Source organism: Streptomyces sp. NPDC045955 (assembly GCF_056430805.1).
This window is the reverse complement of the sequence record NZ_JBWKKY010000005.1, coordinates 334,085-357,132: the sequence shown is the minus strand read 5'-3', so window position 1 is coordinate 357,132 and position 23,048 is coordinate 334,085. Positions and strand designations below refer to the sequence as shown.

Genomic DNA, 23,048 nt, shown 5'->3' with positions numbered 1-23,048 from the left:
CGAAAAAGAGCCCCCTCCGAGTCGGAGGGGGCTCCCCGTGCGGCGAGACGGATGCGGTGCCGCCGCCGGACGGCCGTCAGTGCGCGTGACCGCTCGGCGCCGGGGCCGCGTTCTTGACCGTCAGGGGCAGGAGCTTCTTGCCCGTCGGGCCGATCTGGATCTGGGTGTCCATCTGCGGGCAGACCCCGCAGTCGAAGCACGGCGTCCAGCGGCAGTCCTCGACCTCCGTCTCGTCGAGTGCGTCCTGCCAGTCCTCCCAGAGCCAGTCCTTGTCGAGGCCGGAGTCCAGGTGGTCCCAGGGGAGGACTTCCTCGTACGTACGCTCGCGCGTCGTGTACCAGTCGACGTCGACGCCGAAGGGGGCCAGGGCCTTCTCGGCGCACCGCATCCAGCGGTCGTACGAGAAGTGCTCGCGCCAGCCGTCGAAGCGGCCGCCGTCGTCGTAGACCGCGCGGATGACGGCGCCGATCCGGCGGTCGCCGCGGGACAGCAGGCCCTCGACGATGCCGGGCTTGCCGTCGTGGTAGCGGAAGCCGATGGAGCGGCCGTACTTCTTGTCGCCGCGGATCTTGTTGCGCAGCTTCTCCAGGCGGGCGTCCGTCTCCTCCGCCGACAGCTGCGGCGCCCACTGGAAGGGGGTGTGGGGCTTGGGGACGAAGCCGCCGATCGAGACCGTGCAGCGGATGTCGTTGGACTTCGAGACCTCACGGCCCTTGGCGATGACCTTCGTCGCCATGTCGGCGATCTGGAGGACGTCGTCGTCGGTCTCCGTCGGCAGGCCGCACATGAAGTACAGCTTCACCTGGCGCCAGCCGTTGCCGTAGGCGGTGGCGACCGTGCGGATCAGGTCCTCTTCCGAGACCATCTTGTTGATGACCTTGCGGATGCGCTCCGAGCCGCCCTCGGGGGCGAAGGTGAGGCCGGAGCGGCGGCCGTTGCGCGTGAGTTCGTTCGCCAGGTCGATGTTGAAGGCGTCCACGCGGGTGGACGGGAGGGAGAGGCCGACCTTGTCGTCCTCGTAGCGGTCCGCGAGGCCCTTGGCGATGTCGCCGATCTCCGAGTGGTCCGCCGAGGAGAGGGACAGCAGGCCCACCTCCTCGAAGCCCGTCGCCTTCAGGCCCTGCTCGACCATGTCGCCGATGCCCGTGATGGAGCGCTCGCGGACCGGGCGGGTGATCATGCCGGCCTGGCAGAACCGGCAGCCGCGGGTGCAGCCGCGGAAGATCTCCACGGACATGCGCTCGTGGACGGTCTCCGCGAGGGGGACCAGGGGCTGCTTGGGGTACGGCCACTCGTCGAGGTCCATCACCGTGTGCTTGGAGACGCGCCACGGGACACCGCTGCGCTTCGGTACGACGCGGGCGATACGGCCGTCCGGCAGGTACTCGACGTCGTAGAAGCCGGGCACGTACACCCCGCCCGTCCTCGCCAGGCGGAAGAGGAGCTCCTCGCGGCCGCCGGGGCGGCCCTCGGCCTTCCAGGCGCGGATGATCGCAGTGACCTCCAGGACGGCCTGCTCGCCGTCACCGATCACCGCGCAGTCGATGAAGTCCGCGATCGGCTCGGGGTTGAACGCGGCGTGACCGCCGGCCATGACGATCGGGTCGTCCAGGCCGCGGTCCTTGGACTCCAGAGGAATCCCGGAGAGGTCCAGGGCCGCCAGCATGTTGGTGTAGCCCAGCTCCGTGGAGAAGGACAGGCCCAGCACGTCGAAGGCCTTCACGGGCCGGTGGCTGTCCACCGTGAACTGCGGGACGCCGTGCTCCCGCATCAGCTCCTCGAGGTCCGGCCACACGCTGTAGGTGCGCTCGGCGAGGACGCCCTGCTGCTCGTTGAGCACCTCGTAGAGGATCTGGACGCCCTGGTTGGGCAGGCCGACCTCGTAGGCGTCCGGGTACATGAGCGCCCAGCGGACGTCACAGGAGTCCCAGTCCTTGACCGTGGAGTTGAGTTCTCCGCCGACGTACTGGATCGGCTTCTGCACGTGCGGGAGCAGAGCTTCGAGCTGCGGGAACACCGACGCAGCGACTTCGGCAGGCATGTCGCGCACCTTCGTGGGCTGGACTGAACGGACAGGGTGACCATCCAGACTAACGCGCCCCGGACGCACCTTCGTACGCGCGGAAGATCAGCGGAGGATCACAGGCCCGCCGCCCCGTTCTTGATCCGGTCCCAGAATCCGGGCAGCTCGGTCTCCACGCGCGCCGCCCGCTGCTCCTCGCGCTCATGGAGCAAGCCGTAGGTGAATGCGCTCTCCCCGGCCGCGTGGGCGACCGCCGACAGCTCGCGCAGTGCCTGCCGGGCCATCACGCTGTCCTGGTGCTCGCCGAGCAGGGCCTGGAGCGCCTTCATGGACTTGACCAGGCCCTTGGCCGGCTTGCCGAGGGCCGGCCGGGCCGCCTCTGCCGCGTAGCGGGCGCGCTTGGTCTTCTTGCGGGCCTCGTGGATCGCGACGTCGCGGTCGGTGCCGGGCTCCAGTTCCACGGCCCGCTCGACCAGCCCGGCGACCCTGCGGAAGTCCTTCTTCACGGCTCTGGTGATCGGCTTGCGGGGCTTCTTGCCGGCCGCCTTCCGCAGGGGCGGGTCGGTGATCAGCGCGTCGAGGGTGTCGAGCAGGGCGAGATAGCGGCGGGAGTCCAGGACGCCGATGAGCCGGCTTCGGGCCCCGCCGTGCTCGGTTCTCGCCCAGGTGTGCAGCCGCTCGCCGACCGGGCCGCGCACCAGGGTGGCCGGCACCTCGTCGAGGGCCGCCGTGAGCCGTTCGGTCAGCACTTCGCGGTCCCGGTCCAGGCCCAGCTCACCGGCCAGCCATTTCAGCTCGTCGCCGACCGGGTCGGTGACGGTCCGGTCGAGGATCTCGCCGTAGGACTTGAAGGCGCTGCGCAGCCTGCGGGTGGCCACGCGCAGGCTGTGCACGGAGTCCTCGGCATCCCGCCGCACGGCCGGGTCGAGTTCGACGAGGGCGTCCCGCTGGGCGCGCACGTACGCCAGGACGTGGTCCGAGGCCGTCACCGGTTCCGCGGCGGGGGCGGACGCGCGCTGGTCGTGCGGCGCCGTCTCCGCCAGGGCCCGCGCCAGCTTCGACGCCGAGGCCGACGGCCGGACGCCCGCCTTGCGCAGCCGCTTCTCCACTGTGTCGAGGAAGGCCGGGTCTCCCCCGTCGGCGAGCTCCACCTCGATCTCCGTCCACTGCGCTGCACCGCCGCCGGCCGTGAGCCGGTCGGCCTGGACGGCGTCGACGCTGACCTCGGCGAGCAGCCGGCCGTCGGCGTCGACGAGGTGACGCACGTCACGGTCGGAGCGCAGCCGGACGACGGGCAGCAGTTCGCCACCGCGGACGCGGGAGCGAACGAGCCCGGCGAGGTCGTCCGGGAGGGTGTCGGAGAGCGGGGCCCGGATCTCGTCGCGGACGCCGGGGGCGACGGGGAACTTCAGATGCCAGCCCGCGTCCGAGCCGCCGGTGCGGCGGCGCAGGGTGACGGACGACGCGGCGAGGCGTTCGTCGGCGGTGTCGTAGTAGGTGGCGTCGAGGTGGGCGACACCCTTGTCGAGCACGGCCGCGACCCCGGCGACACCGGTCAGGTCGGGAAGCCCGCTGTCTTCGGACTCGTACTTCCGCTCGACCTCGCGCTTGGTCTCCGCCATGACATTGAATCTAGTGGCAGACCGGCCGGGACGGCAGTGGTCGGGGCCCTCACGAGGGGCGTCGCGTTCAGGTCGTCAGCAGGGCCGCAGTGAACTCCGGCCGCAAGGCGCCCTCCTCGCTGGTCCAGCCGGTCAGGGGCGCCCAGCAGTCCTCGCCGAGCAGGCCCCGTCGACCGAGTAGAGGTAGGCGACCGGCAGGTGGAGCGAGCCGTCGCCGTCGCAGGTGACGAAGTGGCCCTGCGGGGTGACGTGGGTGGCTTCGGGCACATCGACTGTGTCCTCGTACGCCGGTCCCCGCTAGGCCGACATCGGTCGTTGTACCCGGATCGACTGCAGCAGACCGACCGCTATCCACACGGCGAACATCGACGAGCCGCCGTACGACACGAACGGCAGCGGCAGGCCGGTGACCGGCATGATGCCGAGCGTCATACCGATGTTCTCGAACGTCTGGAAGGCGAACCAGGCGACGATGCCGGCGGCGACGATCGTGCCGTACAGGTCGCTCGTCTCGCGGGCGATACGGCAGGCCCGCCACAGGAGGATGCCGAGCAGCAGGATGATCAGGCCGCCGCCGAGGAAGCCCAGTTCCTCCCCGGCCACGGTGAAGACGAAGTCCGTCTGCTGCTCGGGCACGAACTGGCCGGTGGTCTGCGAGCCGTGGAAGAGGCCGGAGCCGGTCAGGCCGCCGGAGCCGATGGCGATGCGGGCCTGGTTGGTGTTGTAGCCGACGCCGGCCGGATCGAGCTCGGGGTTGGCGAAGGCGGCGAAGCGGGCGATCTGGTAGTCGTCGAGCACCCCGATCTGCCAGACGGTGACCGCGCCGATGGCGCCCGCGCCGAGCAGCCCGAACACCCACCGGTTGGTGGCACCGGAGGCGAGCAGGACGCCGAGCACGATGATGACCATCACCATGACCGACCCGAGGTCGGGCATGAGCATCACGATCACCATGGGCACGGCGGCCAGGCCCAGGGCCTGCATGACCGTGCGGTGGTCGGGGTACTGCCGGTCGCCGGCGTCGACTCTGGCCGCCAGCAGCATCGCCATGCCCAGGATGATCGTGACTTTCACGAACTCCGAGGGCTGGAGGGAGAAGCCGCCGGGGAGCTTGATCCACGAATGGGCGCCGTTGATCGTGGAGCCGAGCGGGGTGAGCACCAGCAGGATCAGCAGGACCGAGAAGCCGTACAGGACCGGCACGGCCGTGCGCAGGCCGCGGTGGCCGAGCCAGATCGTGCCGGCCATCAGGGCGAGGCCGATACCGGTGTTGAGCAGGTGCCGGATGAGGAAGAAGTACTGGTCGCCCTGGTTGAGCTCCGTGCGGTTGCGGGTCGCCGAGTAGACGAGGAGCGTGCCGAGCAGGGACAGGGCCATCGCCGACATCAGGATCGGCCAGTCCAGCCGCCGCGCCACCGAGTCGCGGGCGAGGAGTCTGGTCCAGCCGGAGCGCTCGGGGCCGTAGCCGGAGACCTGAAAGCTGTTCACACCGCCGGTCATGTCGGCAACCTCCGGCTTCCCCGCCGGCGCCGACGCCTTCGGGTGTCTCGGTTCTCCGGCGACGGCGGGGCCGACGTGGCCGGCTGGAGCGGGTCGGCCGGGGCGTTCGGGTCCTTCTTGTCCGCCTGCCGGTCCTTGGCCGGGTCCTTGGGGACCTTCGGGGAGGCGATGGTGCCGTCCGTCTTGACCTTCGGCAGGGTCGTCTGCGGGTTGGGCAGCAGGGCCTTCTTCCGGTCGATGTCGCCGTCCGGGGAGACGCCGTACAGCGCGTTGTAGATGTTGCGGACGGCGGGGCCCGAGGCGCCGGAGCCCGTACCACCCTGGGAGATCGTCATGACGATCGAGTAGTCCTTGGTGTACGTGGCGAACCAGGAGGTGGTCTGCTTGCCGTAGACCTCCGCCGTACCCGTCTTGGCGTGCATCGGGATCTTGTCCTGCGGCCAGCCGCCGAACCGCCAGGCGGCCGTACCGCGGGTGGCGACTCCCGCGAGGGCTTCGTCTATCGCGTTACGCGTCTCCTGCGTCATCGGCAGCTTGCCGTGCGACCGGGGCTTGATCGGCGTGACGGTCTTGCCGTCGGCGCTGATGACGGCCTTGCCGACGGAGGGGTTGTAGAGGGTGCCGCCGTTGGAGATGGCCGAGTAGATGGTGGCCATCTGGATGGGCGTGACGAGGGTGTCGCCCTGGCCGATGGAGTAGTTGACGGAGTCGCCGGCGCGCATGCGGTTGCCTTCGAGGCAGTTCTCGTAGGCGATCTTCTCGGCGTAGCTGCCGTCGCGCTTGCCGGTGCGGCACCAGGCGTCCTTGTTGGCCTTCCAGTAGTCCAGCTTCCACTTGCGGTCGGGGACGCGGCCGGTGACCTCGTTGGGCAGGTCGATGCCGGTCTCCTTGCCGAGGCCGAACTGGTGGGCGGTCTTGTAGAACCAGTCGCTCGGGTGCTTCTTCGGCTTGGTGCCGCCGTCCTTCTTCCACTCCTCGTGGGAGAGCCGGTAGAAGACCGTGTCGCAGGAGACCTCCAGGGCGCGGCCGAGGCTGATCGGGCCGTATCCCTTGGACTCGAAGTTCTTGAAGACCTGGCCGCCGATCGAGTACGAGCTGGAGCACTGGTAGGGGCCGTCGAAGGAGTAGCCCGCGTTGACCGCGGCGGCCGTCGGGATCACCTTGAAGACGGAGCCGGGGGCCGACTGCCCCTGGATCGCGCGGTTGAGCAGCGGGTAGTTGGAGCTCTTGCCGGTGAGGCGCGCGTAGTCCTTGGCGGAGATGCCGCCCACCCAGGCGTTCGGGTCGTACGTCGGGTTGGAGGCCATGGCCACGACGCGGCCGGTCTTGGCCTCCATGACGACGACGGCGCCGGAGTCGGCCTTGTAGTTCGTGCCCGTGTTGCGGTCGTGCTCCTTGCGGGCCTGCTTCATGGCCTCGTTCAGCTCGTACTCGGCGATCCGCTGGACGCGGGCGTCGATGCTGGTGACGAGGTTGTCACCGGGGTGGGCCGGGTCGGCCTCGGCCTGGCCGATGACGCGGCCGAGGTTGTCGACCTCGTAGCGCGTGACGCCGGCCTTGCCGCGCAGCTGCTTGTCGTACTGGCGCTCCAGGCCGGAGCGGCCGACCTGGTCGGAGCGCAGATACGGCGAGTTGGTGTTCTGCGCCTTCTTGATCTCCTCGTCGGTGACCGGCGAGAGGTAGCCGAGGACCTGGGCGGTGTTGGCCTTGCCCGGGCTCGGGTAGCGGCGCACGGCCTCGGGCTCGGCGGTGATGCCGGGGAAGTCCTCGGCGCGCTCGCGGATCTGGAGGGCCTGCTTGGGGGTGGCCTCGTCGGTGATGGGGATGGGCTGGTACGGCGAGCCGTTCCAGCAGGGCTGGGGCGTCTTGGCGTCGCAGAGCCGGACCTTCTCCTGGACTTCCTTGGGCGTCATGCCCAGGACTCCGGCGAGCTTGGTGAGGACGTCCTTGCCGTCGTCCGGCATCTTCAGCAGGTCGGTGCGGGAGGCGGAGACGACCAGTCGCGTCTCGTTGTCGGCGAGGGCCACGCCGCGCGCGTCCAGGATGGAGCCGCGGACTGCGGGCTGGACGACCTGCTGGACGTGGTTGCCCGACGCCTCCTTGGCGTATGCCGCGCCCTCACGGATCTGGAGGTACCACAGGCGTCCGCCGAGGGTGAGCAGGAGGGACAGGACGAGGACCTGGATGACGACGAGCCGGATCTGGACCCGCGGATTCCGCCCGGTCTCGGGGATGTTGGTCACTGCGGCTGCCTCCCCCTCTCAGTGCGCGTACGGATGTGCTTGTACAGAGCCGGGCCCGAGCTCGAGACAGGGTCCGGGTGCGAAGCCAAGCCCGGGTGCGAGCGTCTGTCCGGGCACGTGTGTGCGGATACGAGTGAGGAACGACGGGCCCACGAGCCGTCGTTCCGACCGGAGGGATCCGTTCGGGTGAACTTCCCTGTGTTCACAGCCGCTTGACCCCCTTGATGCGCCCGGCCCGCGCCATCCGCGCCCGGGCCGCCTTCACCCGCAGCCCGTTCCGCTGGCTGCCGATCTTCAGACCGGTGCCGCCGGAGAGCCAGCCGGAGGAGATGTCCGTGGCCTTCGCCCCGGAGCCGGTCTCGGCGAGCGGATCGTTCTCGGCGCGTCTGGCCAGCGCCATCACTCCCGGCACCACGAACGGGGCGAGCAGCAGGTCGTACAGGGCCGCCGTGAACAGCAGACTGCCCAGGCCCACATGGCGGGCGGCGGTGTCCCCGACGAGGGCACCGACCCCGGCGTACAGCAGGGTGGAGCCGAGGGCGGCGGCGACCACCACGACCATGGGGCCGGTGGCGGACTTCAGCTGACCCGTCTCCGGCTTCACCAGACCCGCGAGGTAGCCGATGACGCACAGCACGAGCGCGTAGCGCCCGGCGGCGTGGTCGGCCGGCGGGGCCAGATCGGCGAGCAGGCCCGCGCCGAAACCGACGAGGGCGCCACCCACATGGCCGTACACCAGGGCCAGGCCGAGGACGGTGAGGAGCATCAGGTCGGGCACGGCGCCCGGCAGGTGCAGGCGGGCGAGGACGCTCACCTGGATCACCAGGGCGACGACGACCAGGGCGGAGGAGAGCAGGATCCGGTTGACGCGCATGGGGTGACAGCTCCTACTGCTCTTGCTGGTTCTGGCCGTCTGCGGGGGCCTCGGCGGACGGCGCCACGGTCACCGTCACCGTCGGCCTCGGAGTCGGCTTCGGCTTGGGCGGGAGCACCGTGTCGCGCGGGTCCTTCTTCGGGGCCTCGACGACGACGCCGACGATGTCGAGCTTGCTGAAGGCGGCGTACGGCGTGACGTAGAGCGTGCGGGTCAGATTGCCGCCGGACGGGTCGACGCGGGAAACCACACCGACGGGCACGCCGGGTACGAACGGACGGTCGGCCTGCGAGCCGAAGGTGACCAGGCGGTCGCCCTTCTTCACCTCCGCCTTGCCGTTGAGGAGTTCCACGCGCAGCGGGCGGTCGCCCTGCCCGGAGGCGAAGCCCAGCTCGTCACTGGCCTCCATCCGGGTGCCGACCGTGAAGTCGGGGTCGCTGGCGAGCAGGACCGTGGCGGTGTTGGGTCCGACGGTGGTGACCCGGCCGACGAGCCCGTCCCCGTTCAGGACGGTCATGTCGCGTTTGATGCCGTCGTTGGCGCCGACGTCGATGGTGATGGTCCAGGAGAAGCCCTGCGCGGCCCCGATGGCGATGACCTCGGCGCCCTTGATGCCGTACTGACCCTGGCCGGCGATCTTCAGCATCTTGTCGAGCTGCTTGAGGCGGCTGCGGCTGCGGTCGTCGCTGCCGAGCCGCGCCTTCAGGGCCGCGTTCTCCTCTTCCAGCGCGGCGAGCCGGTCATGCCGCTCACCGGACTCCCGGATGGCGGAGACCGCGTTGCCGACCGGGTCGACCGCGGCCGACACACCGCTCTCGATCGGGCCGAAGACCGCCGCCGCGCCCTGCCGGGCACCGTCGACCGGGGAATCCTCCCCACCGCGAATGTCCACCGTGATCAACGCGAACGCGATGGCGATCAGCAGCACCAGGAGCAGCCGGCTCTCTCGTGTGTCCCTCACGTGCGGCGGCCGTGCCCTTCCTCATAGGAATTCGGGAAGCCCCAGGGAAACCCGAGGGGCTGCATTGTGGGAGCTTATGCATCTATATCAACGATCCGCCGTACGAGAGGAGATCGTCCCGTACGGCGGAATCGAAGAGTTACGTCATCTGCGCGGCTGAGCGTCCAGCACCTGCTGGAGCGCCTCGAACTCCTCGACGCACTTTCCGGAACCGAGCGCCACACTGTCCAGCGGGTCCTCGGCGATATGGATCGGCATGCCGGTCTCCCGGCGCAGCCGCTCGTCCAGGCCCCTCAGCAGCGCTCCGCCGCCGGTCAGAACGATTCCTCGGTCCATGATGTCGCCGGACAGCTCCGGCGGGCACTTGTCGAGGGTCGTCTTGACGGCGTCGACGATCGCGTTGACCGGCTCCTCGATCGCCTTGCGGACCTCCGCGGCGGAGACCACGACGGTCTTCGGCAGCCCGGAGACCAGGTCCCGGCCGCGGATTTCGGTGTGCTCGTCGGTGTCCAGGTCGTACGCAGAACCGATCGTGATCTTGATCTGCTCGGCCGTGCGCTCACCCAGCAGGAGGGAGTACTCCTTCTTGATGTGCTGGATGATCGCGTTGTCCAGCTCGTCGCCCGCGACACGGATGGACTGGGCGGTGACGATGCCGCCGAGGGAGATGACCGCGACCTCCGTGGTGCCGCCGCCGATGTCGACCACCATGTTGCCCGTGGCCTCGTGGACCGGCAGGCCGGAGCCGATGGCAGCGGCCATGGGCTCCTCGATGATGTGCACCTGGCGGGCGCCGGCCTGGGACGACGCCTCGATGACGGCACGGCGCTCGACGCCCGTGATGCCCGAGGGCACACAGACGACGACCCGCGGACGAGCCAGATACCGCCGCTTGTGGATCTTCAGGATGAAGTAGCGGAGCATCCGCTCGGTGATCTCGAAGTCGGCGATCACACCGTCCTTCAGCGGACGAACGGCAACGATGTTGCCGGGCGTGCGCCCGATCATCTTCTTCGCTTCGGCACCGACCGCGAGGATGCCACCGGTGTTGGTGTTGATCGCAACGACGGACGGCTCGTTGAGTACGATCCCGCGACCCCTGACGTACACCAGCGTGTTGGCGGTCCCGAGGTCGACAGCCATGTCACGGCCGATGAACGACATTGAGTTCCCCATCAGGATTCGTCTGGCCTTCCCACTAGCTTTTGAGGGCTTTTCAGGTAGGCAAAGGTGGGTGCTGTGACGTGAAGGCTTCCATCGTAGACGCGCCTTCGCGAACACTGCGGGAGGGTCTCCGCCATTGTCAGCAGATGCTGTGCGGGTTCGCTTGTGGAGACGGGCGTTCGGGGACCATCGTTCCCTCGATCGCCACGCATATGCCAGAAAAGTCCGGGAGCCGCGGCTCCCAGACTTCCCTCACCGTTTCACTTCAGGCGCGACCCGGGAAGAAGATCTTCACCTCACGCTCGGCGGACTCCTCCGAGTCGGAGGCGTGGATCAGGTTCTCCCGGACGATGACGCCGTAGTCGCCGCGGATGGAGCCCGGGGCCGCGGCGATCGGGTCGGTCGGCCCGGCGAGCGCGCGCAGCCCCTCGATGACCCGCTCACCCTCGACGATCATCGCCACGACCGGGCCGGAGGCCATGAACTCCACCAGCGGCTCGTAGAAGGGCTTGCCCTTGTGCTCGCCGTAGTGCTGCTCCAGCGTGTCCTGGTCCAGGGTGCGCAGTTCCAGCGCGGTGATCGCCCAGCCCGCCTTGCGCTCGATGCGGCTGATGATCTCGCCGGTCAGGCCGCGACGGACGGCGTCGGGCTTGAGGAGGACGAGGGTGCGCTGGCTCACGACGGGCTCCTTATGTATCAAGGTTGTGCGGTGGGACGAGATTACCCGGCGTGTCACGGAGCCTGTTACGCAGCGTCAGGTGTGGAGGAGCTGGACTGAGCCGCGAATCTCGCCTTCGCCTCGTCCACCTTCCGCCCGTAGTGCACGGACGCCCACCACAGGGCCGCGAAGACCACGCCCAGGAAGAACATCATCGGCACGGCGAAGCCCGACGCGATGAGCGCGATCTGCAGCGCCCAGCCGAGCGCGACCCCGCCCGGGCGCGTCACCAGACCGCACAGCAGCAGGCACAGGAACATCGCGACACCGCTGACCGTCCACACGGTCGTCATGGACAGGTCGGGATCCTTCATGGCGACCAGACCGGCGAAGCCGATGATGAAGAACTCGCCGATCAGGGTCGAAGAACAGAGCGTACGCACGGATCTCAGCCCCTCCCCAGGAGCAGTCGGGCCTCGCCGACGGTGATGACGGAACCGGTGACGAGCACACCGCCGCCCGCGAACTCGCCCTCCTCCTCGGCCAGCGTGATCGCGGCCTCCAGCGCGTCGGGCAGCCGCGGCTCGACCTGGACGCGCTCCTCGCCGAACACCTCGACGGCGATACCGGCCAGTTCGTCGGCGTCCATCGCGCGGTGACTGGAGTTCTGCGTGACCACGACCTCGGCGAACACCGGCTCGAAGGCCTCCAGCAGCCCCCGCACGTTCTTGTCGCCGCTCGCGCCGACGACACCGATGAGCCGGCTGAACTGGAAGGCCTCACCGATCGCCTCGGCGGCCGCCCGGGCGCCCGCCGGGTTGTGGGCGGCGTCGAGCACGACCGTCGGGGAACGCCGCACGACCTCCAGCCGGCCCGGTGAGGCGACGGCCGCGAACGCCTTGCGGACCGTGTCGAAGTCGAGCGGCTCGGCCCGCTGCGCGCCGACACCGAAGAACGCCTCGACGGCGGCGAGCGCGACGGCCGCGTTGTGCGCCTGGTGCGCGCCGTGCAGCGGCAGGTACACCTCCGGGTACTCGCCGCCCAGGCCGCGCAGCGTCAGCAGCTGACCGCCGACGGCCACCTGCCGCTCCACGACACCGAACTCCAGGCCCTCCCGGGCCACCGTCGCGTCCACCTCGACGGCCCTCTTCAGCAGCACCTGCGCCGCGTCGACCGGCTGCTGCGCAAGGATCACCGTCGCGCCCTGCTTGACGATGCCGGCCTTCTCGGCGGCGATCTCCGCGTGCGTGGTGCCGAGCCGGTCGGTGTGGTCGAGGTCGATGGGCGTGACGACGGCGACGTCGGCGTCGATCACGTTCGTGGCGTCCCAGGAGCCGCCCATGCCGACCTCGACGACGGCGACGTCGGCGGGCGCGTCGGCGAACGCCGCGTACGCCATGCCGGTCAGCACCTCGAAGAAGGACAGCCGGTACTCCTGCGACGCGTCGACCATCTCCAGGTACGGCTTGATGTCCTGGTACGTCTCGATGAACCGCTCGGGCGCGATGGGGGCGCCGTCGAGGCTGATGCGCTCGGTGATCGACTGCACGTGGGGCGAGGTGTAGCGGCCGGTCCGCAGCTCGAAGGCGCCGAGCAGAGCCTCGATCATGCGGGCCGTGGAGGTCTTGCCGTTGGTCCCCGTGATGTGGATCGACGGGTACGAGCGCTGCGGCTCCCCCAGCACGTCCATCAGCGCGGCGATCCGGCTGACGGAGGGCTCCAGCTTGGTCTCGCCCCAGCGCGTGGCGAGCTCCGCCTCGACCTCGCGCAGGGCCTTGTCGACCTCGGGGTCGGCGGGCCGGGTCGGGATGTCGGCGTCGGGCGGGCCGCCCTGGGTGCGCAGGGTTCGGCTGCCGGCTTCGATGACCGCGAGGTCGGGGTCGCGGGTGGTCTCCTCCGCGATGATCTCGTCGAAGGTGTCGAGGGGGTCGGGCTGGTCGTCGGCGCTGTGGTCTGGAGGGAGCTCGCTCACGGGGCCCAGTCTACGGAGCGGGGGTGACAGAGGTCGGGGGTGGTTTGTGTCGTCGTGTGTGTGCGGGTTGTGTGTGGCCGGTCGCGCCCACGCGGCGGAGCCGCACATCGATACAGCCCCGCGCCCCTGAGTACGTGCCCCTGAGCCACGTCAAAGGCCCCCGGACCTGACTGCTCCGGGGGCCTCCACGACCGTACGAACCTCTAGGCCTGCGGCAGCCTCTCCAACTGTGCCTGGATCCGGGCGATGTCCTCCTCCGCCTTGGCCAGGCGGGTGCGGATCTTGTCCACGACGTGGTCGGGGGCCTTCGCCAGGAACGCCTCGTTGCCGAGCTTGGCGTTCGCCTGCGCCTTCTCCTTCTCCGCCGCCGCGAGGTCCTTCGCGAGGCGCTTGCGCTCCGCCGCCACGTCGATCGTGCCGGACAGGTCGAGGGCGACCTCCGCGCCCGCGACCGGCAGGGTCGCCGTGGCCGTGAAGGCGTCGCCCTCCGGCTGGAGCCGGAGCAGCTGGCGGATGGCGGCCTCGTGCGTCGCGAACGGCGTGCCGTCCAGGGTCAGCCGGGCCGGGACCCGCTGGCCGGGCTGGAGGCCCTGGTCGGCGCGGAAGCGGCGGACCTCGGTGATGACCGACTGGAGGCTCTCGATCTCACGCTCGGCATCGGCGTCCCGGAAGCCACTGTCCTTCGGCCAGTCGGCGATGACGACCGACTCGCCGCCGGTGAGCGTGGTCCACAGGGTCTCGGTGACGAAGGGGACCACCGGGTGCAGCAGCTTCAGCGTGACGTCGAGGACCTCACCGAGGACGCGCTTGCTGACCTCGGCCGCCTCGCCGCCCGCCTGGAACGTCGTCTTGGACAGCTCGACGTACCAGTCGAAGACCTCGTCCCACGCGAAGTGGAACAGGGCGTCGGACAGCTTCGCGAACTGGTAGTCGTCGTAGTACGCGTCGACTTCCGCGACGACCGTGTTCAGGCGGGAGAGGATCCAGCGGTCCGTCGGGGACATCTTCGACGGGTCCGGCAGCGGGCCGTCCACCGTCGCGCCGTTCATCAGCGCGAAGCGCGTCGCGTTCCAGATCTTGTTGGCGAAGTTGCGGGAGCCCTGGACCCAGTCCTCGCCGATCGGGACGTCGACGCCCGGGTTCGCGCCACGGGCGAGGGTGAAGCGCAGGGCGTCGCTGCCGTACTTGTCCATCCAGTCCAGCGGGTTGACCGCGTTGCCGAAGGACTTCGACATCTTCTTGCCGAACTGGTCGCGGACCATGCCGTGCAGGGCGATGGTGTGGAACGGCGGGGTGCCGTCCATCGCGTACAGGCCGAACATCATCATCCGGGCGACCCAGAAGAAGAGGATGTCGTAGCCGGTGACCAGGACCGAGTTCGGGTAGAACTTCGCGAGCGACTCGGTCTGTTCGGGCCAGCCCAGCGTGGAGAACGGCCACAGTCCGGAGGAGAACCAGGTGTCGAGGACGTCGGTGTCCTGACGCCAGCCCTCGCCGCTCGGGGGCTCCTCGTCGGGTCCGACGCAGACGACTTCCCCGTTCGGGCCGTACCAGACCGGGATGCGGTGGCCCCACCACAACTGCCGCGAGATGCACCAGTCGTGGAGGTTGTCGACCCAGTCGAAGTAGCGCTTCTCCATCTCCTGCGGGTGGATCTTGACCCGGCCGTCGCGGACCGCGTCACCGGCGGCCTTCGCGAGCGGTCCGACCTTGACCCACCACTGCATGGACAGGCGCGGCTCGATGGTCGTCTTGCAGCGCGAGCAGTGGCCGACCGAGTGGACGTAGGGCCGCTTCTCGGCGACGATCCGGCCCTCGGCGCGCAGCGCGGCGACGATCGCGGAGCGGGCCTCCAGGCGGTCCTGGCCCTGGAAGGGGCCGTGGGCCGTGATGACCGCGTGCTCGTCCATGATCGTCAGGGCCGGGAGGTCGTGGCGCTGGCCGATCTCGAAGTCGTTCGGGTCGTGGGCCGGGGTGACCTTGACGGCACCCGTGCCGAACTCGGGGTCGACGTGCTCGTCCGCGACGACCGGGATGGAGCGGTCGGTCAGCGGCAGCTTCACCAGCTTGCCGACCAGGTGCTTGTAGCGCTCGTCCTCGGGGTGAACGGCGACGGCCGTGTCACCGAGCATCGTCTCGGCGCGGGTGGTGGCGACGACGATGGTGTCGTCCCCGTCGCCGTACTTCATGGAGACGAGCTCGCCGTCGTCGTCCTGGTACTCGACCTCGATGTCCGAGATGGCGGTCAGGCACCGGGGGCACCAGTTGATGATGCGCTCGGCGCGGTAGATCAGCTCGTCGTCGTAGAGCCGCTTGAAGATGGTCTGGACGGCCTGGGAGAGGCCCTCGTCCATGGTGAAGCGCTCACGCGACCAGGCGACGCCGTCTCCCAGGCGCCGCATCTGTCCGCTGATCTGCCCGCCGGACTCGCCCTTCCACTGCCAGACCCGCTCGACGAAGACCTCACGGCCCAGGTCGTGCCGGGACTTGTTCTCCTTCGCCAGCTCGCGCTCGACGACGTTCTGCGTGGCGATACCGGCGTGGTCCATGCCGGGCTGCCACAGCGTCTCGTAGCCCTGCATCCGCTTACGGCGGGTCAGGGCGTCGATGAGGGTGTGTTCGAAGGCGTGCCCGAGGTGCAGGCTGCCCGTGACGTTCGGCGGCGGGATGACGATCGTGTAGGGCGGCTTGTCGCTCTTCTCGTCCGCCTCGAAGTAACCCCGCTCTACCCAGCGCTCGTACAGCGGCCCCTCTACGTCGGCCGGCGCGTACTGGGTCGGCAGGTCGGTGCTGGGCGCTGGTGGCTGCTGCTGAGCGTTCTCGGTCACGGGGGTCAGTTTAGAGGTGTCACTACCCCGTCCCGAAACGCGTTTGCTTTGTAACGGTGGAGGCCCCGATGCCATGCACACGACGGGTCTGCGCCAGGATGTCTCGAACGCACAAGCATCTGGAGGGGAACCCAGAAGATGAGCTACAACCAGCCGGGCCCGTACGGCGGGCAGCCCCAGCAGCCCGGACCGTACGGCCAGCCCGGTCCGTACGGTCAGCAGCCGCAGGCGCCCCAGCCCGGCTACGGCTACCCCCAGCAGGCCCCTCCGCCCCAGCCCGGCTACGGCTACCCGCAGCAGGCCCCGCAGGGCGCCCCGCCCCAGCCGGGCCCCTACGGCCAGCAGCCCCCGTACGGCCAGCAGCCCCAGTACGGCCAGCAGCCGCCCCACGGCCAGCAGCCCCAGTACGGCGTCCCCCAGCCCCCGGCCCCGGGCGGCGGCAAGAAGAAGACAGGCATCGTCATCGGCGCGGTCGCGGTGGTCGCGGCGATCGCCGTGGGCGCGTACTTCGTGATCGGCGGGGGTGGTGGCGGCCTGGAGGACGACGGTCCGCACAAGCTCACGACGCCGGCGACGGTGCTCAGCGACTACAAGCGCACCACGAAGGACGGGTCCACCGTCGGCGCCGACTCGACGGCGGAGCTGGAGAAGAGCGGCGTCAAGAACGCCAAGTCCGCGGCGGGGCTCTACAACACGGTCGACCTGAGCGACTACGACCCCGACGACCCGGCGTCCGCGGCGAAGATGGCGACGGCCAAGACCCTTTCGGTGGCCGGTGCCTACGGTGAGATCTCCGACCCGGAGGCGACTCTGGACCTGTTCTTCGCCAACTTCAAGAAGTCGGCCGAGAAGGAGTCCTCCACCGGGTCCGGCAAGCCCGAACTGATCGGCGAGCCCGAGGCGGCCGACCTCGACGGCGCGGTCATGAAGTGCCAGTCGGTCAAGGGGCAGAACCGGGCGACCAATAAGGAGCAGACCAACTGGTTCTGCGCGTGGGCCGACTACAGCACGATCGCCATCGTGTCGCCGGGTGACGCGGCGCAGGACGTCACCAAGGACGTCGCGATCGACCTCACCACCAAGGTCCGCGGGGAAGTCCGCGTCAAGGCCTGACGCCGGAAACGACGAAGGCGCCCAGCGGAAGTGCTGGGCGCCTTCGCGTGCAGTGAGTGACTAGGCCGTCTTCTGCTCTCCCGGACCGCGTCCGCGCGCGTCCCGCGGAATCAGGGTCGGGTTGACGTTCGACTGGACGACGTCCGCCGTGATGACGACCCGGGCCACGTCCTTGCGGGACGGGACCTCGTACATCACGCCCTGGAGGACTTCCTCCATGATGGCGCGCAGGCCTCGCGCGCCGGTCTGGCGGAGGATGGCCTGGTCCGCGATCGCTTCGAGGGCCTCGCGCTCGAAGTCCAGCTCCACGCCGTCGAGTTCGAAGAGGCGCTGGTACTGCTTCACGAGCGCGTTGCGCGGCTCGACGAGGATCTGGAGCAGGGCCTCGCGGTCGAGGTTGTGGACCGAGGTGATCACGGGCAGGCGGCCGATGAACTCGGGGATCATGCCGAACTTGACCAGGTCCTCCGGCATGACCTCCTGGAACTGGTCCTTGGACTCCATCTCGCGCTTGGAGCGGATCTGCGCGCCGAAGCCGATGCCCTTGGCGCCGGCCCGGGACTCGATGATCTTCTCCAGGCCCGCGAAGGCACCGCCCACGATGAACAGCACGTTCGTCGTGTCGATCTGGATGAACTCCTGGTGCGGGTGCTTGCGGCCGCCCTGCGGCGGGACGGAGGCCGTGGTGCCCTCGAGGATCTTGAGGAGGGCCTGCTGTACGCCCTCCCCGCTCACGTCGCGCGTGATCGAGGGGTTCTCACTCTTCCGCGCGACCTTGTCGATCTCGTCGATGTAGATGATCCCGGTCTCGGCCTTCTTGACGTCGTAGTCGGCGGCCTGGATCAGCTTGAGCAGGATGTTCTCGACGTCCTCGCCGACGTATCCGGCCTCCGTGAGGGCCGTGGCGTCGGCGATCGCGAAGGGGACGTTCAGCATCCGCGCGAGGGTCTGCGCGAGGAGGGTCTTGCCTGAGCCCGTGGGGCCGAGGAGGAGGATGTTGGACTTCGCCAGCTCGATGGCGTCGTCGCGGCCGTTCGCCCCGCCGTTCTCACCGGCCTGGACCCGCTTGTAGTGGTTGTAGACCGCTACGGAGAGGGCCTTCTTGGCGGCCTCCTGGCCGACCACGTACCCCTCGAGGAACTCGTAGATCTCGCGGGGCTTCGGGAGCTCCTCCCAGCGGACCTCGCTGGTCTCCGCCAGCTCTTCCTCGATGATCTCGTTGCAGAGGTCGATGCACTCGTCGCAGATGTACACACCGGGCCCTGCGATGAGCTTCTTGACCTGCTTCTGGCTCTTGCCGCAGAACGAGCACTTGAGCAGATCGCCGCCGTCACCGATGCGTGCCACGGTGTGCTTCCCCTTCGCCTGGGAGACTCCTGGACGCCGACGTCCAAGCGGACTCCTGGTGCTGCCTTATGTCCGACGGTACCTTGCCGGGCCCCTCGTTCGGGCCCCCCTTGGCGCGGTTCACTTTGACGTGGACCGTCCGAAACCGTGCCAAGGGGCGGCAGACGATACAGCCTCTCGCCTCAGCGCAGGCTCGAGTTGTCCATCTTCCGGGTGGTGATGACCTGGTCGATCAGGCCGTAGCTCAGCGCGTCCTCGGCCGTGAGGATCTTGTCGCGCTCGATGTCCTCGCGGATCTTCTCGATCGTCTGCGTGGAGTGCTTGGCCAGCATCTCCTCCAGCTGCGAGCGCATCCGGAGGATCTCGTTGGCGGCGATCTCCAGGTCGGACACCTGGCCGCGGCCCGTCTCGCTGTAGGGCTGGTGGATCAGCACGCGCGCGTTCGGCAGGGCCATGCGCTTGCCCGGCGTACCGGCGGCGAGCAGGACGGCGGCGGCGGAGGCCGCCTGGCCCATGCAGACCGTCTGGATGTCCGGCTTCACGTACTGCATCGTGTCGTAGATCGCCGTGAGCGCCGTGAAGGAGCCACCGGGGCTGTTGATGTAGACCGAGATGTCACGGTCGGGGTCCATCGACTCCAGGCACAGCAGCTGCGCCATGACGTCGTTGGCGGAGGCGTCGTCGATCTGGACGCCGAGGAAGATCACGCGCTCCTCGAAGAGCTTCGCGTACGGGTCGTACTCGCGGATGCCCTGGGAGGTGCGCTCGACGAAGCGCGGGATGACGTAGCGGGACTCGGCCTGCGGGCCGGTGTACTCGCCCTGAGCGGCACGCATGTCCTGCACGGCGTGCATACGGTCGTAGATCCCGCTGCCGGGGAACTGGTTCACGGTGTCTCCTGAAAAGGGCTGAGGCGGTCGGCTGGGGCTGTCTGGGGTCTCGGGGGCCCGGGAGGGCTCCGTGGGCCTCACGGGGCGCCACAGGCCCCGTGGGGACCTCTCAGGCCCCGGTGCCGCCGCCGCCCGGCATGCCGGCGGCCGTGGGGATCACGTCGTCGATGAGGCCGTACTCCTTGGCCTCGAAGGCGTCGAACCAGCGGTCGCGGTCCGAGTCGCGGGTGATCTGCTCGACCGTCTGGCCGGTGTGCTGGGCGGTGAGCTCGGCCATGCGCTTCTTGGTGTGCAGCAGCCGCTCGGCGTGGATCTTGATGTCCGATGCCGAGCCCGCCAGGCCGGCGGAGGGCTGGTGGATGAGGATCTCGGCGTTCGGCAGCGCGAAGCGCTTGCCGGGGGTGCCGGCGCTGAGCAGGAACTGTCCCATCGAGGCCGCGAGGCCCATGGCGATCGTCACCACGTCGTTCTTGATGAACTGCATGGTGTCGTAGATCGCCATGCCGGCCGTGATCGAACCGCCGGGGCTGTTGATGTACAGGTAGATGTCCTTGTCCGGATCGGCGGCAAGGAGCAGCAGCTGTGCGGTGATCTTGTTCGCGATGTCGTCGTCGACCGGCTGGCCGAGGAAGATGATCCGCTCGTTGAGCAGCCGGTTGTAGACCTGGTCGCCGAGGCCACCACCGATGGAAGGCTCGCCGGCGGCTGAAGGCATCAGATTCGTCACGTATCCACCTGCTCGTCTTACGACGGCGCCGGGCCGTCTCACGTGTTCCCTGCGGGGCGGGAGCCGTATCGGAGACTCCACTGCCCTGGTATTCATGGACCCTAACGCGCGGGTCCCTTCGGGGAATCCCGGAGATGGGAGTGTTCGCCGGGGGCGTAGCGACTCGGGGGCCGGTAACGCGACGGGCCCCGAGAAGCACTGTGTGTCTCGGGGCCCGTCCTCACGGCGTTGCGAAGTGCCCGGGGGCTCAGCCCTCGGTCTTCTCCTCGGCCTTCTCCTCGGCGGCCTCGGCCGGGGTCTCCTCGGCGGAGGCCTCCGTGGCCTCGGCCTCGGACTCCTCCTCGTCGTCGAGGTCGATGATCTCGCCGTTGGTGTCCTTGACCGTGGCCTTCTCGACCACGACGGCCAGGGCCTTGCCGCGGGCGACCTCGCCGACCAGGAGCGGAACCTGGCCGCCCTCGACGACCGCCTGGGCGAACTGGTCGGGGGACATGCCGGAGGAAGCGGCACGCCGCATGAGGTGCTCGGTGAGCTCCTCCTGGTTGACGTTGAGCTTCTCCTGCTTGACGAGCTCGTCGAGGACGAACTGGGTCTTGATGCCCTTGACCGCGGCCTCGCGGGTCTCGGTCTCGAACTCCTCCTCGCTCTTGCCCTGGATCTCCAGGTACTTCGCGAGGTCGAGACCCATCTGGCCGAGCTGGTGGTGCTCGAGGTTGTGCTTGCGCGTGTTGACCTCGTCCTCGAGCAGCTTCTCGGGGACGGGGACCTCGACCAGCTCGAGCAGCTTCTCCAGGACGCGCTCCTGGGCCTGCGTGGCCTGGTCGTACTGCTTCATGTTCTCCAGGCGCTTGCGGCTGTCGGCGCGCAGCTCCTCGATGGTGTCGAACTCGGAGGCGAGCTGCGCGAACTCGTCGTCCAGCTCGGGCAGTTCACGCTTGGCGACCTGGGTGACCTTGACGGTGACCTCGGCCTCCTTGCCGGCGGCGGAGCCACCCTTGAGCTCGGAGGTGAAGGTGGCCTCGCCACCGGCCTCCAGGCCCTTCACGGCGTCGTCGATGCCGTCCAGCAGCTCGCCGGAGCCGATGGTGTAGGAGACGCCGTTCGCGACGCCGTCCTCGAGGACCTCGCCCTCGACCTTGGCCTCCAGGTCGATCGTCACGACGTCGCCGTCCTCGGCGGCACGCTCGACCGGGGCGGTGGTGGCGAAGCGCTCACGGAGCTCCTCGACCGCCTTGTCGACGTCCTCCTCGGTGACCTCGACGGCGTCGACCTCGACCTCGATGCCGGAGTAGTCCGGGATCTCGATCGCGGGGCGGATGTCGACCTCGGCGGTGAAGTTCAGCGTCTCGCCGTCCTTCAGCTCCGTGATGTCCACCTCCGGCTGGCCCAGGGGGTTGAGCTCGGCCTCGTTGACCGCGTCGGTGTAGAACTTCGGCAGCGCGTCGTTGACGGCCTCCTCCAGCACCGCACCGCGGCCGAACCGCTGGTCGATGACCCGGGCCGGGACCTTGCCCTTGCGGAAGCCCTTCACCGTGACCTGCTGGTTGATCTTCTTGTACGCCGCGTCGAGGCTGTCCTTGAGCTCCTCGAAGGGCACCTCGACAGTGAGCCGAACCCGAGTCGGGTTCAGGGTCTCCACGGCGCTCTTCACGGTTCGGTCTCCTTGTGGCTGACTTCTTGGGTTCTGCCGGTGCCAGAGCGGCCCGGCGGATTTCGCCGCCCGGAGGACTTCAGACGATGAGACACACGGGCGTGCAGCTTGCATAGTAACGGCAGCGACTACACCGCCCAAAAGGCGATCACGCGAGTGATCAGGAGACGATCACGCGAGGTGACCGGGTGGCTGGTCGGGGTGGCGGGATTTGAACCCACGGCCTTCCGCTCCCAAAGCGGACGCGCTACCAAGCTGCGCCACACCCCGTCTGGTGCGACACGTAGGGTACATGCCGCCAGGCGGTGGGGCCGCCGCATTTCCACAGGGCCCTGTGCCGCGTCGGCCACGGCGGGAATGCGGTGTGCGACGGACGGGGCCGACCCGCTACGATGCCTTCAGTGCCGCGGTCCATCCGACCTGCGGCGCGCGCTGTGCGGGCGTAGCTCAATGGTAGAGCCCTAGTCTTCCAAACTAGCTACGCGGGTTCGATTCCCGTCGCCCGCTCTTACGGCTCAGGGCCAGGTCAGAGGGTCATTCCTCGGCCTGGCCCTGATCGTTTGCCGGTGCGTCGACGACACGACGCCGGCGGTTGTGGAACGCTTCCGCCTCGTCGCCGGCCTTCGCCCCTCCGACGATCAGGTCAGGTAGAAGCCGGCGTCCTCTTCGGACGGGGTCAGGGGCGCGTACTGCCTCAGTTCGCCGCCCCGGATCATCCACAGGCGGAAGAACGATTCCTCCTGGTCCATGACGAAGAGCTGCACCACGTTCGGCTCCCGCCAGGGTGTCTCGGCGACCCGTTTCCTGAGCGCGTCGAGGTCGCAGTGGTTGAGAGCTCCGGCCCACACCCGGCACTCGGGCCACTTCCAGCCACCCCATCCGGGGTCCTGGTCGGTGAGCAGGTTGAGGTCGCCGACCCCGGAGGCGTCCGGCTGCCCGCGGTACGGAGCCTCCTCGCGCAGCCAGGCGCTCAGTGCCTCGACGTTGGCCCGATCGGCGTCGGCGGCAGAGACCATCACGTTGGCAACCCAGCTCATGGCGTTCGTTCTATCCCGCCGGCGCTCGACCGGTCGAGCGATTTCGGCCTGATCCGGCGGACGGGGTTCGCAGGTCCCCTACGTCGACGGTGCGGACCGAGCGCTCGCCGTACGGGACGTACAGGGCGTCGCGGACCGGGGTGAGGGGGGCGCCGGAGGTGTTGGCGGTCCGGCCGCCGTCGTCGCGTCCGGAGCGGGTGCCCTCGACCTTGCCGGTGACGGCGTCCAGGGCGGCCACCCGGCCGCTGGGGGACGCGAGGTACAGGTGGGTGGCTGAGGCGGCCCGGGGGCGCTGCCGTTCCACGGTGGGGTCGCTGTCCCACAGCGCCCGGCCGGTGCGCGGTGGGCGCGCTCGGCCGCAGCGCGCAGCAGGCAGTCGTCCGCTCCGTGCCGATGATCGCGCCTCGTCGAAGGCGGAGCCGTCCGGCGCGGTGGGGT

General features: G+C 69.2%; 19 protein-coding genes and 2 tRNA genes. 2 read left to right on the top strand and 19 right to left on the bottom strand.

The window, feature by feature from the left end; all coding sequences use genetic code 11:
- Positions 1 to 76: 76 nt before the first annotated feature.
- The 12 genes from AC07F0_RS13140 to AC07F0_RS13085 all read right to left on the bottom strand — a co-directional run bounded on the left by AC07F0_RS13140 (position 77) and on the right by AC07F0_RS13085 (position 15,845).
- Positions 77 to 2,041 (bottom strand): TIGR03960 family B12-binding radical SAM protein, encoded by a 1,965-nt coding sequence (locus tag AC07F0_RS13140; RefSeq protein WP_478977966.1) that lies wholly within the window; start codon positions 2,039 to 2,041, stop codon positions 77 to 79.
- A gap of 98 nt (positions 2,042 to 2,139) precedes the next feature.
- Positions 2,140 to 3,645: a CYTH and CHAD domain-containing protein gene (locus AC07F0_RS13135; protein ID WP_478977963.1), complete on the bottom strand. Its 1,506-nt coding sequence runs from the start codon at positions 3,643 to 3,645 to the stop codon at positions 2,140 to 2,142.
- A 132-nt stretch (positions 3,646 to 3,777) separates the two neighbouring features.
- Entirely contained in the window at positions 3,778 to 3,912 is a 135-nt protein-coding gene (locus tag AC07F0_RS13130; protein ID WP_478977960.1) for a hypothetical protein, read from the bottom strand.
- Positions 3,913 to 3,942: 30 nt separating this feature from the next.
- Positions 3,943 to 5,145, bottom strand: a complete 1,203-nt coding sequence (gene rodA / locus AC07F0_RS13125; RefSeq protein WP_478977957.1) for a rod shape-determining protein RodA — start codon at positions 5,143 to 5,145, stop codon at positions 3,943 to 3,945.
- Entirely contained in the window at positions 5,142 to 7,388 is a 2,247-nt protein-coding gene (gene mrdA, locus AC07F0_RS13120) for a penicillin-binding protein 2 (RefSeq protein ID WP_478977954.1), read from the bottom strand. The genes rodA and mrdA overlap by 4 nt, the downstream gene beginning before the upstream one ends.
- Before the next feature lie 202 nt (positions 7,389 to 7,590).
- On the bottom strand, positions 7,591 to 8,262 hold the full coding sequence (mreD, locus tag AC07F0_RS13115) for a rod shape-determining protein MreD (RefSeq protein ID WP_307175164.1): 672 nt from the start codon (positions 8,260 to 8,262) through the stop codon (positions 7,591 to 7,593).
- 13 nt (positions 8,263 to 8,275) lie between these two features.
- On the bottom strand, positions 8,276 to 9,223 hold the full coding sequence (mreC, locus tag AC07F0_RS13110) for a rod shape-determining protein MreC (RefSeq protein ID WP_478977951.1): 948 nt from the start codon (positions 9,221 to 9,223) through the stop codon (positions 8,276 to 8,278).
- Between the two features lie 144 nt (positions 9,224 to 9,367).
- Positions 9,368 to 10,387, bottom strand: coding sequence for a rod shape-determining protein (locus AC07F0_RS13105; RefSeq protein ID WP_030569938.1), 1,020 nt, complete (start codon positions 10,385 to 10,387; stop codon positions 9,368 to 9,370).
- 265 nt (positions 10,388 to 10,652) lie between these two features.
- Complete coding sequence (gene ndk, locus AC07F0_RS13100; RefSeq protein WP_274816273.1) at positions 10,653 to 11,066, bottom strand: nucleoside-diphosphate kinase; 414 nt, start codon at positions 11,064 to 11,066, stop codon at positions 10,653 to 10,655.
- 65 nt (positions 11,067 to 11,131) lie between these two features.
- A complete protein-coding gene (locus AC07F0_RS13095) occupies positions 11,132 to 11,488 on the bottom strand; it encodes a DUF4233 domain-containing protein (protein WP_478977948.1) in 357 nt (118 codons plus the stop codon).
- Positions 11,489 to 11,493: 5 nt separating this feature from the next.
- Positions 11,494 to 13,017 carry a bifunctional tetrahydrofolate synthase/dihydrofolate synthase gene (folC, locus tag AC07F0_RS13090; RefSeq protein WP_478977945.1) on the bottom strand — a complete coding sequence of 508 codons (1,524 nt, stop codon included), beginning with the start codon at positions 13,015 to 13,017 and terminating at the stop codon, positions 11,494 to 11,496.
- A 203-nt stretch (positions 13,018 to 13,220) separates the two neighbouring features.
- The gene (locus AC07F0_RS13085; protein ID WP_478977942.1) at positions 13,221 to 15,845 is read right to left on the bottom strand and encodes a valine--tRNA ligase; all 2,625 of its coding nucleotides are present in this window, start codon (positions 15,843 to 15,845) and stop codon (positions 13,221 to 13,223) included.
- 138 nt (positions 15,846 to 15,983) lie between these two features.
- Here AC07F0_RS13085 and AC07F0_RS13080 point away from each other — a divergent pair, with 138 nt between their 5' ends.
- Positions 15,984 to 16,958, top strand: coding sequence for a hypothetical protein (locus AC07F0_RS13080; protein ID WP_478977939.1), 975 nt, complete (start codon positions 15,984 to 15,986; stop codon positions 16,956 to 16,958).
- A gap of 60 nt (positions 16,959 to 17,018) precedes the next feature.
- Here AC07F0_RS13080 and clpX read toward each other — a convergent pair whose 3' ends face one another.
- The 5 genes from clpX to AC07F0_RS13055 form a co-directional block, all read right to left on the bottom strand.
- A complete protein-coding gene (gene clpX / locus AC07F0_RS13075) occupies positions 17,019 to 18,305 on the bottom strand; it encodes an ATP-dependent Clp protease ATP-binding subunit ClpX (RefSeq protein ID WP_010041898.1) in 1,287 nt (428 codons plus the stop codon).
- A gap of 182 nt (positions 18,306 to 18,487) precedes the next feature.
- A complete protein-coding gene (locus tag AC07F0_RS13070) occupies positions 18,488 to 19,195 on the bottom strand; it encodes an ATP-dependent Clp protease proteolytic subunit (RefSeq protein WP_020271909.1) in 708 nt (235 codons plus the stop codon).
- Between the two features lie 109 nt (positions 19,196 to 19,304).
- The gene (locus AC07F0_RS13065) at positions 19,305 to 19,910 is read right to left on the bottom strand and encodes an ATP-dependent Clp protease proteolytic subunit (RefSeq protein WP_030240055.1); all 606 of its coding nucleotides are present in this window, start codon (positions 19,908 to 19,910) and stop codon (positions 19,305 to 19,307) included.
- A 259-nt stretch (positions 19,911 to 20,169) separates the two neighbouring features.
- On the bottom strand, positions 20,170 to 21,573 hold the full coding sequence (tig, locus tag AC07F0_RS13060; RefSeq protein ID WP_436727078.1) for a trigger factor: 1,404 nt from the start codon (positions 21,571 to 21,573) through the stop codon (positions 20,170 to 20,172).
- A 193-nt stretch (positions 21,574 to 21,766) separates the two neighbouring features.
- Positions 21,767 to 21,843: transfer RNA gene (locus AC07F0_RS13055), tRNA-Pro, on the bottom strand.
- A 166-nt stretch (positions 21,844 to 22,009) separates the two neighbouring features.
- Between AC07F0_RS13055 and AC07F0_RS13050 the strand changes: the two genes are divergently transcribed.
- A tRNA-Gly gene (locus AC07F0_RS13050) sits at positions 22,010 to 22,080 on the top strand.
- Positions 22,081 to 22,211: 131 nt separating this feature from the next.
- Here AC07F0_RS13050 and AC07F0_RS13045 read toward each other — a convergent pair.
- Positions 22,212 to 22,610, bottom strand: a complete 399-nt coding sequence (locus AC07F0_RS13045; protein ID WP_478977936.1) for a squamosa promoter-binding protein 15 — start codon at positions 22,608 to 22,610, stop codon at positions 22,212 to 22,214.
- Between the two features lie 10 nt (positions 22,611 to 22,620).
- Positions 22,621 to 22,914, bottom strand: coding sequence for a PQQ-binding-like beta-propeller repeat protein (locus AC07F0_RS13040; RefSeq protein WP_478978257.1), 294 nt, complete (start codon positions 22,912 to 22,914; stop codon positions 22,621 to 22,623).
- Positions 22,915 to 23,048 lie beyond the last annotated feature (134 nt).

Coding starts and splice junctions, on each gene's coding strand:
- AC07F0_RS13140 (WP_478977966.1), bottom strand. CDS start 2,041: ATGCCTGCCGAAGTCGCTGCGTCGGTGTTCCCGCAGCTCGAAGCTCTG.
- AC07F0_RS13135 (WP_478977963.1), bottom strand. CDS start 3,645: ATGGCGGAGACCAAGCGCGAGGTCGAGCGGAAGTACGAGTCCGAAGAC.
- rodA (WP_478977957.1), bottom strand. CDS start 5,145: ATGACCGGCGGTGTGAACAGCTTTCAGGTCTCCGGCTACGGCCCCGAG.
- mreD (WP_307175164.1), bottom strand. CDS start 8,262: ATGCGCGTCAACCGGATCCTGCTCTCCTCCGCCCTGGTCGTCGTCGCC.
- AC07F0_RS13105 (WP_030569938.1), bottom strand. CDS start 10,387: ATGTCGTTCATCGGCCGTGACATGGCTGTCGACCTCGGGACCGCCAAC.
- AC07F0_RS13080 (WP_478977939.1), top strand. CDS start 15,984: ATGAGCTACAACCAGCCGGGCCCGTACGGCGGGCAGCCCCAGCAGCCC.
- AC07F0_RS13065 (WP_030240055.1), bottom strand. CDS start 19,910: ATGCCTTCAGCCGCCGGCGAGCCTTCCATCGGTGGTGGCCTCGGCGAC.
- AC07F0_RS13045 (WP_478977936.1), bottom strand. CDS start 22,610: ATGAGCTGGGTTGCCAACGTGATGGTCTCTGCCGCCGACGCCGATCGG.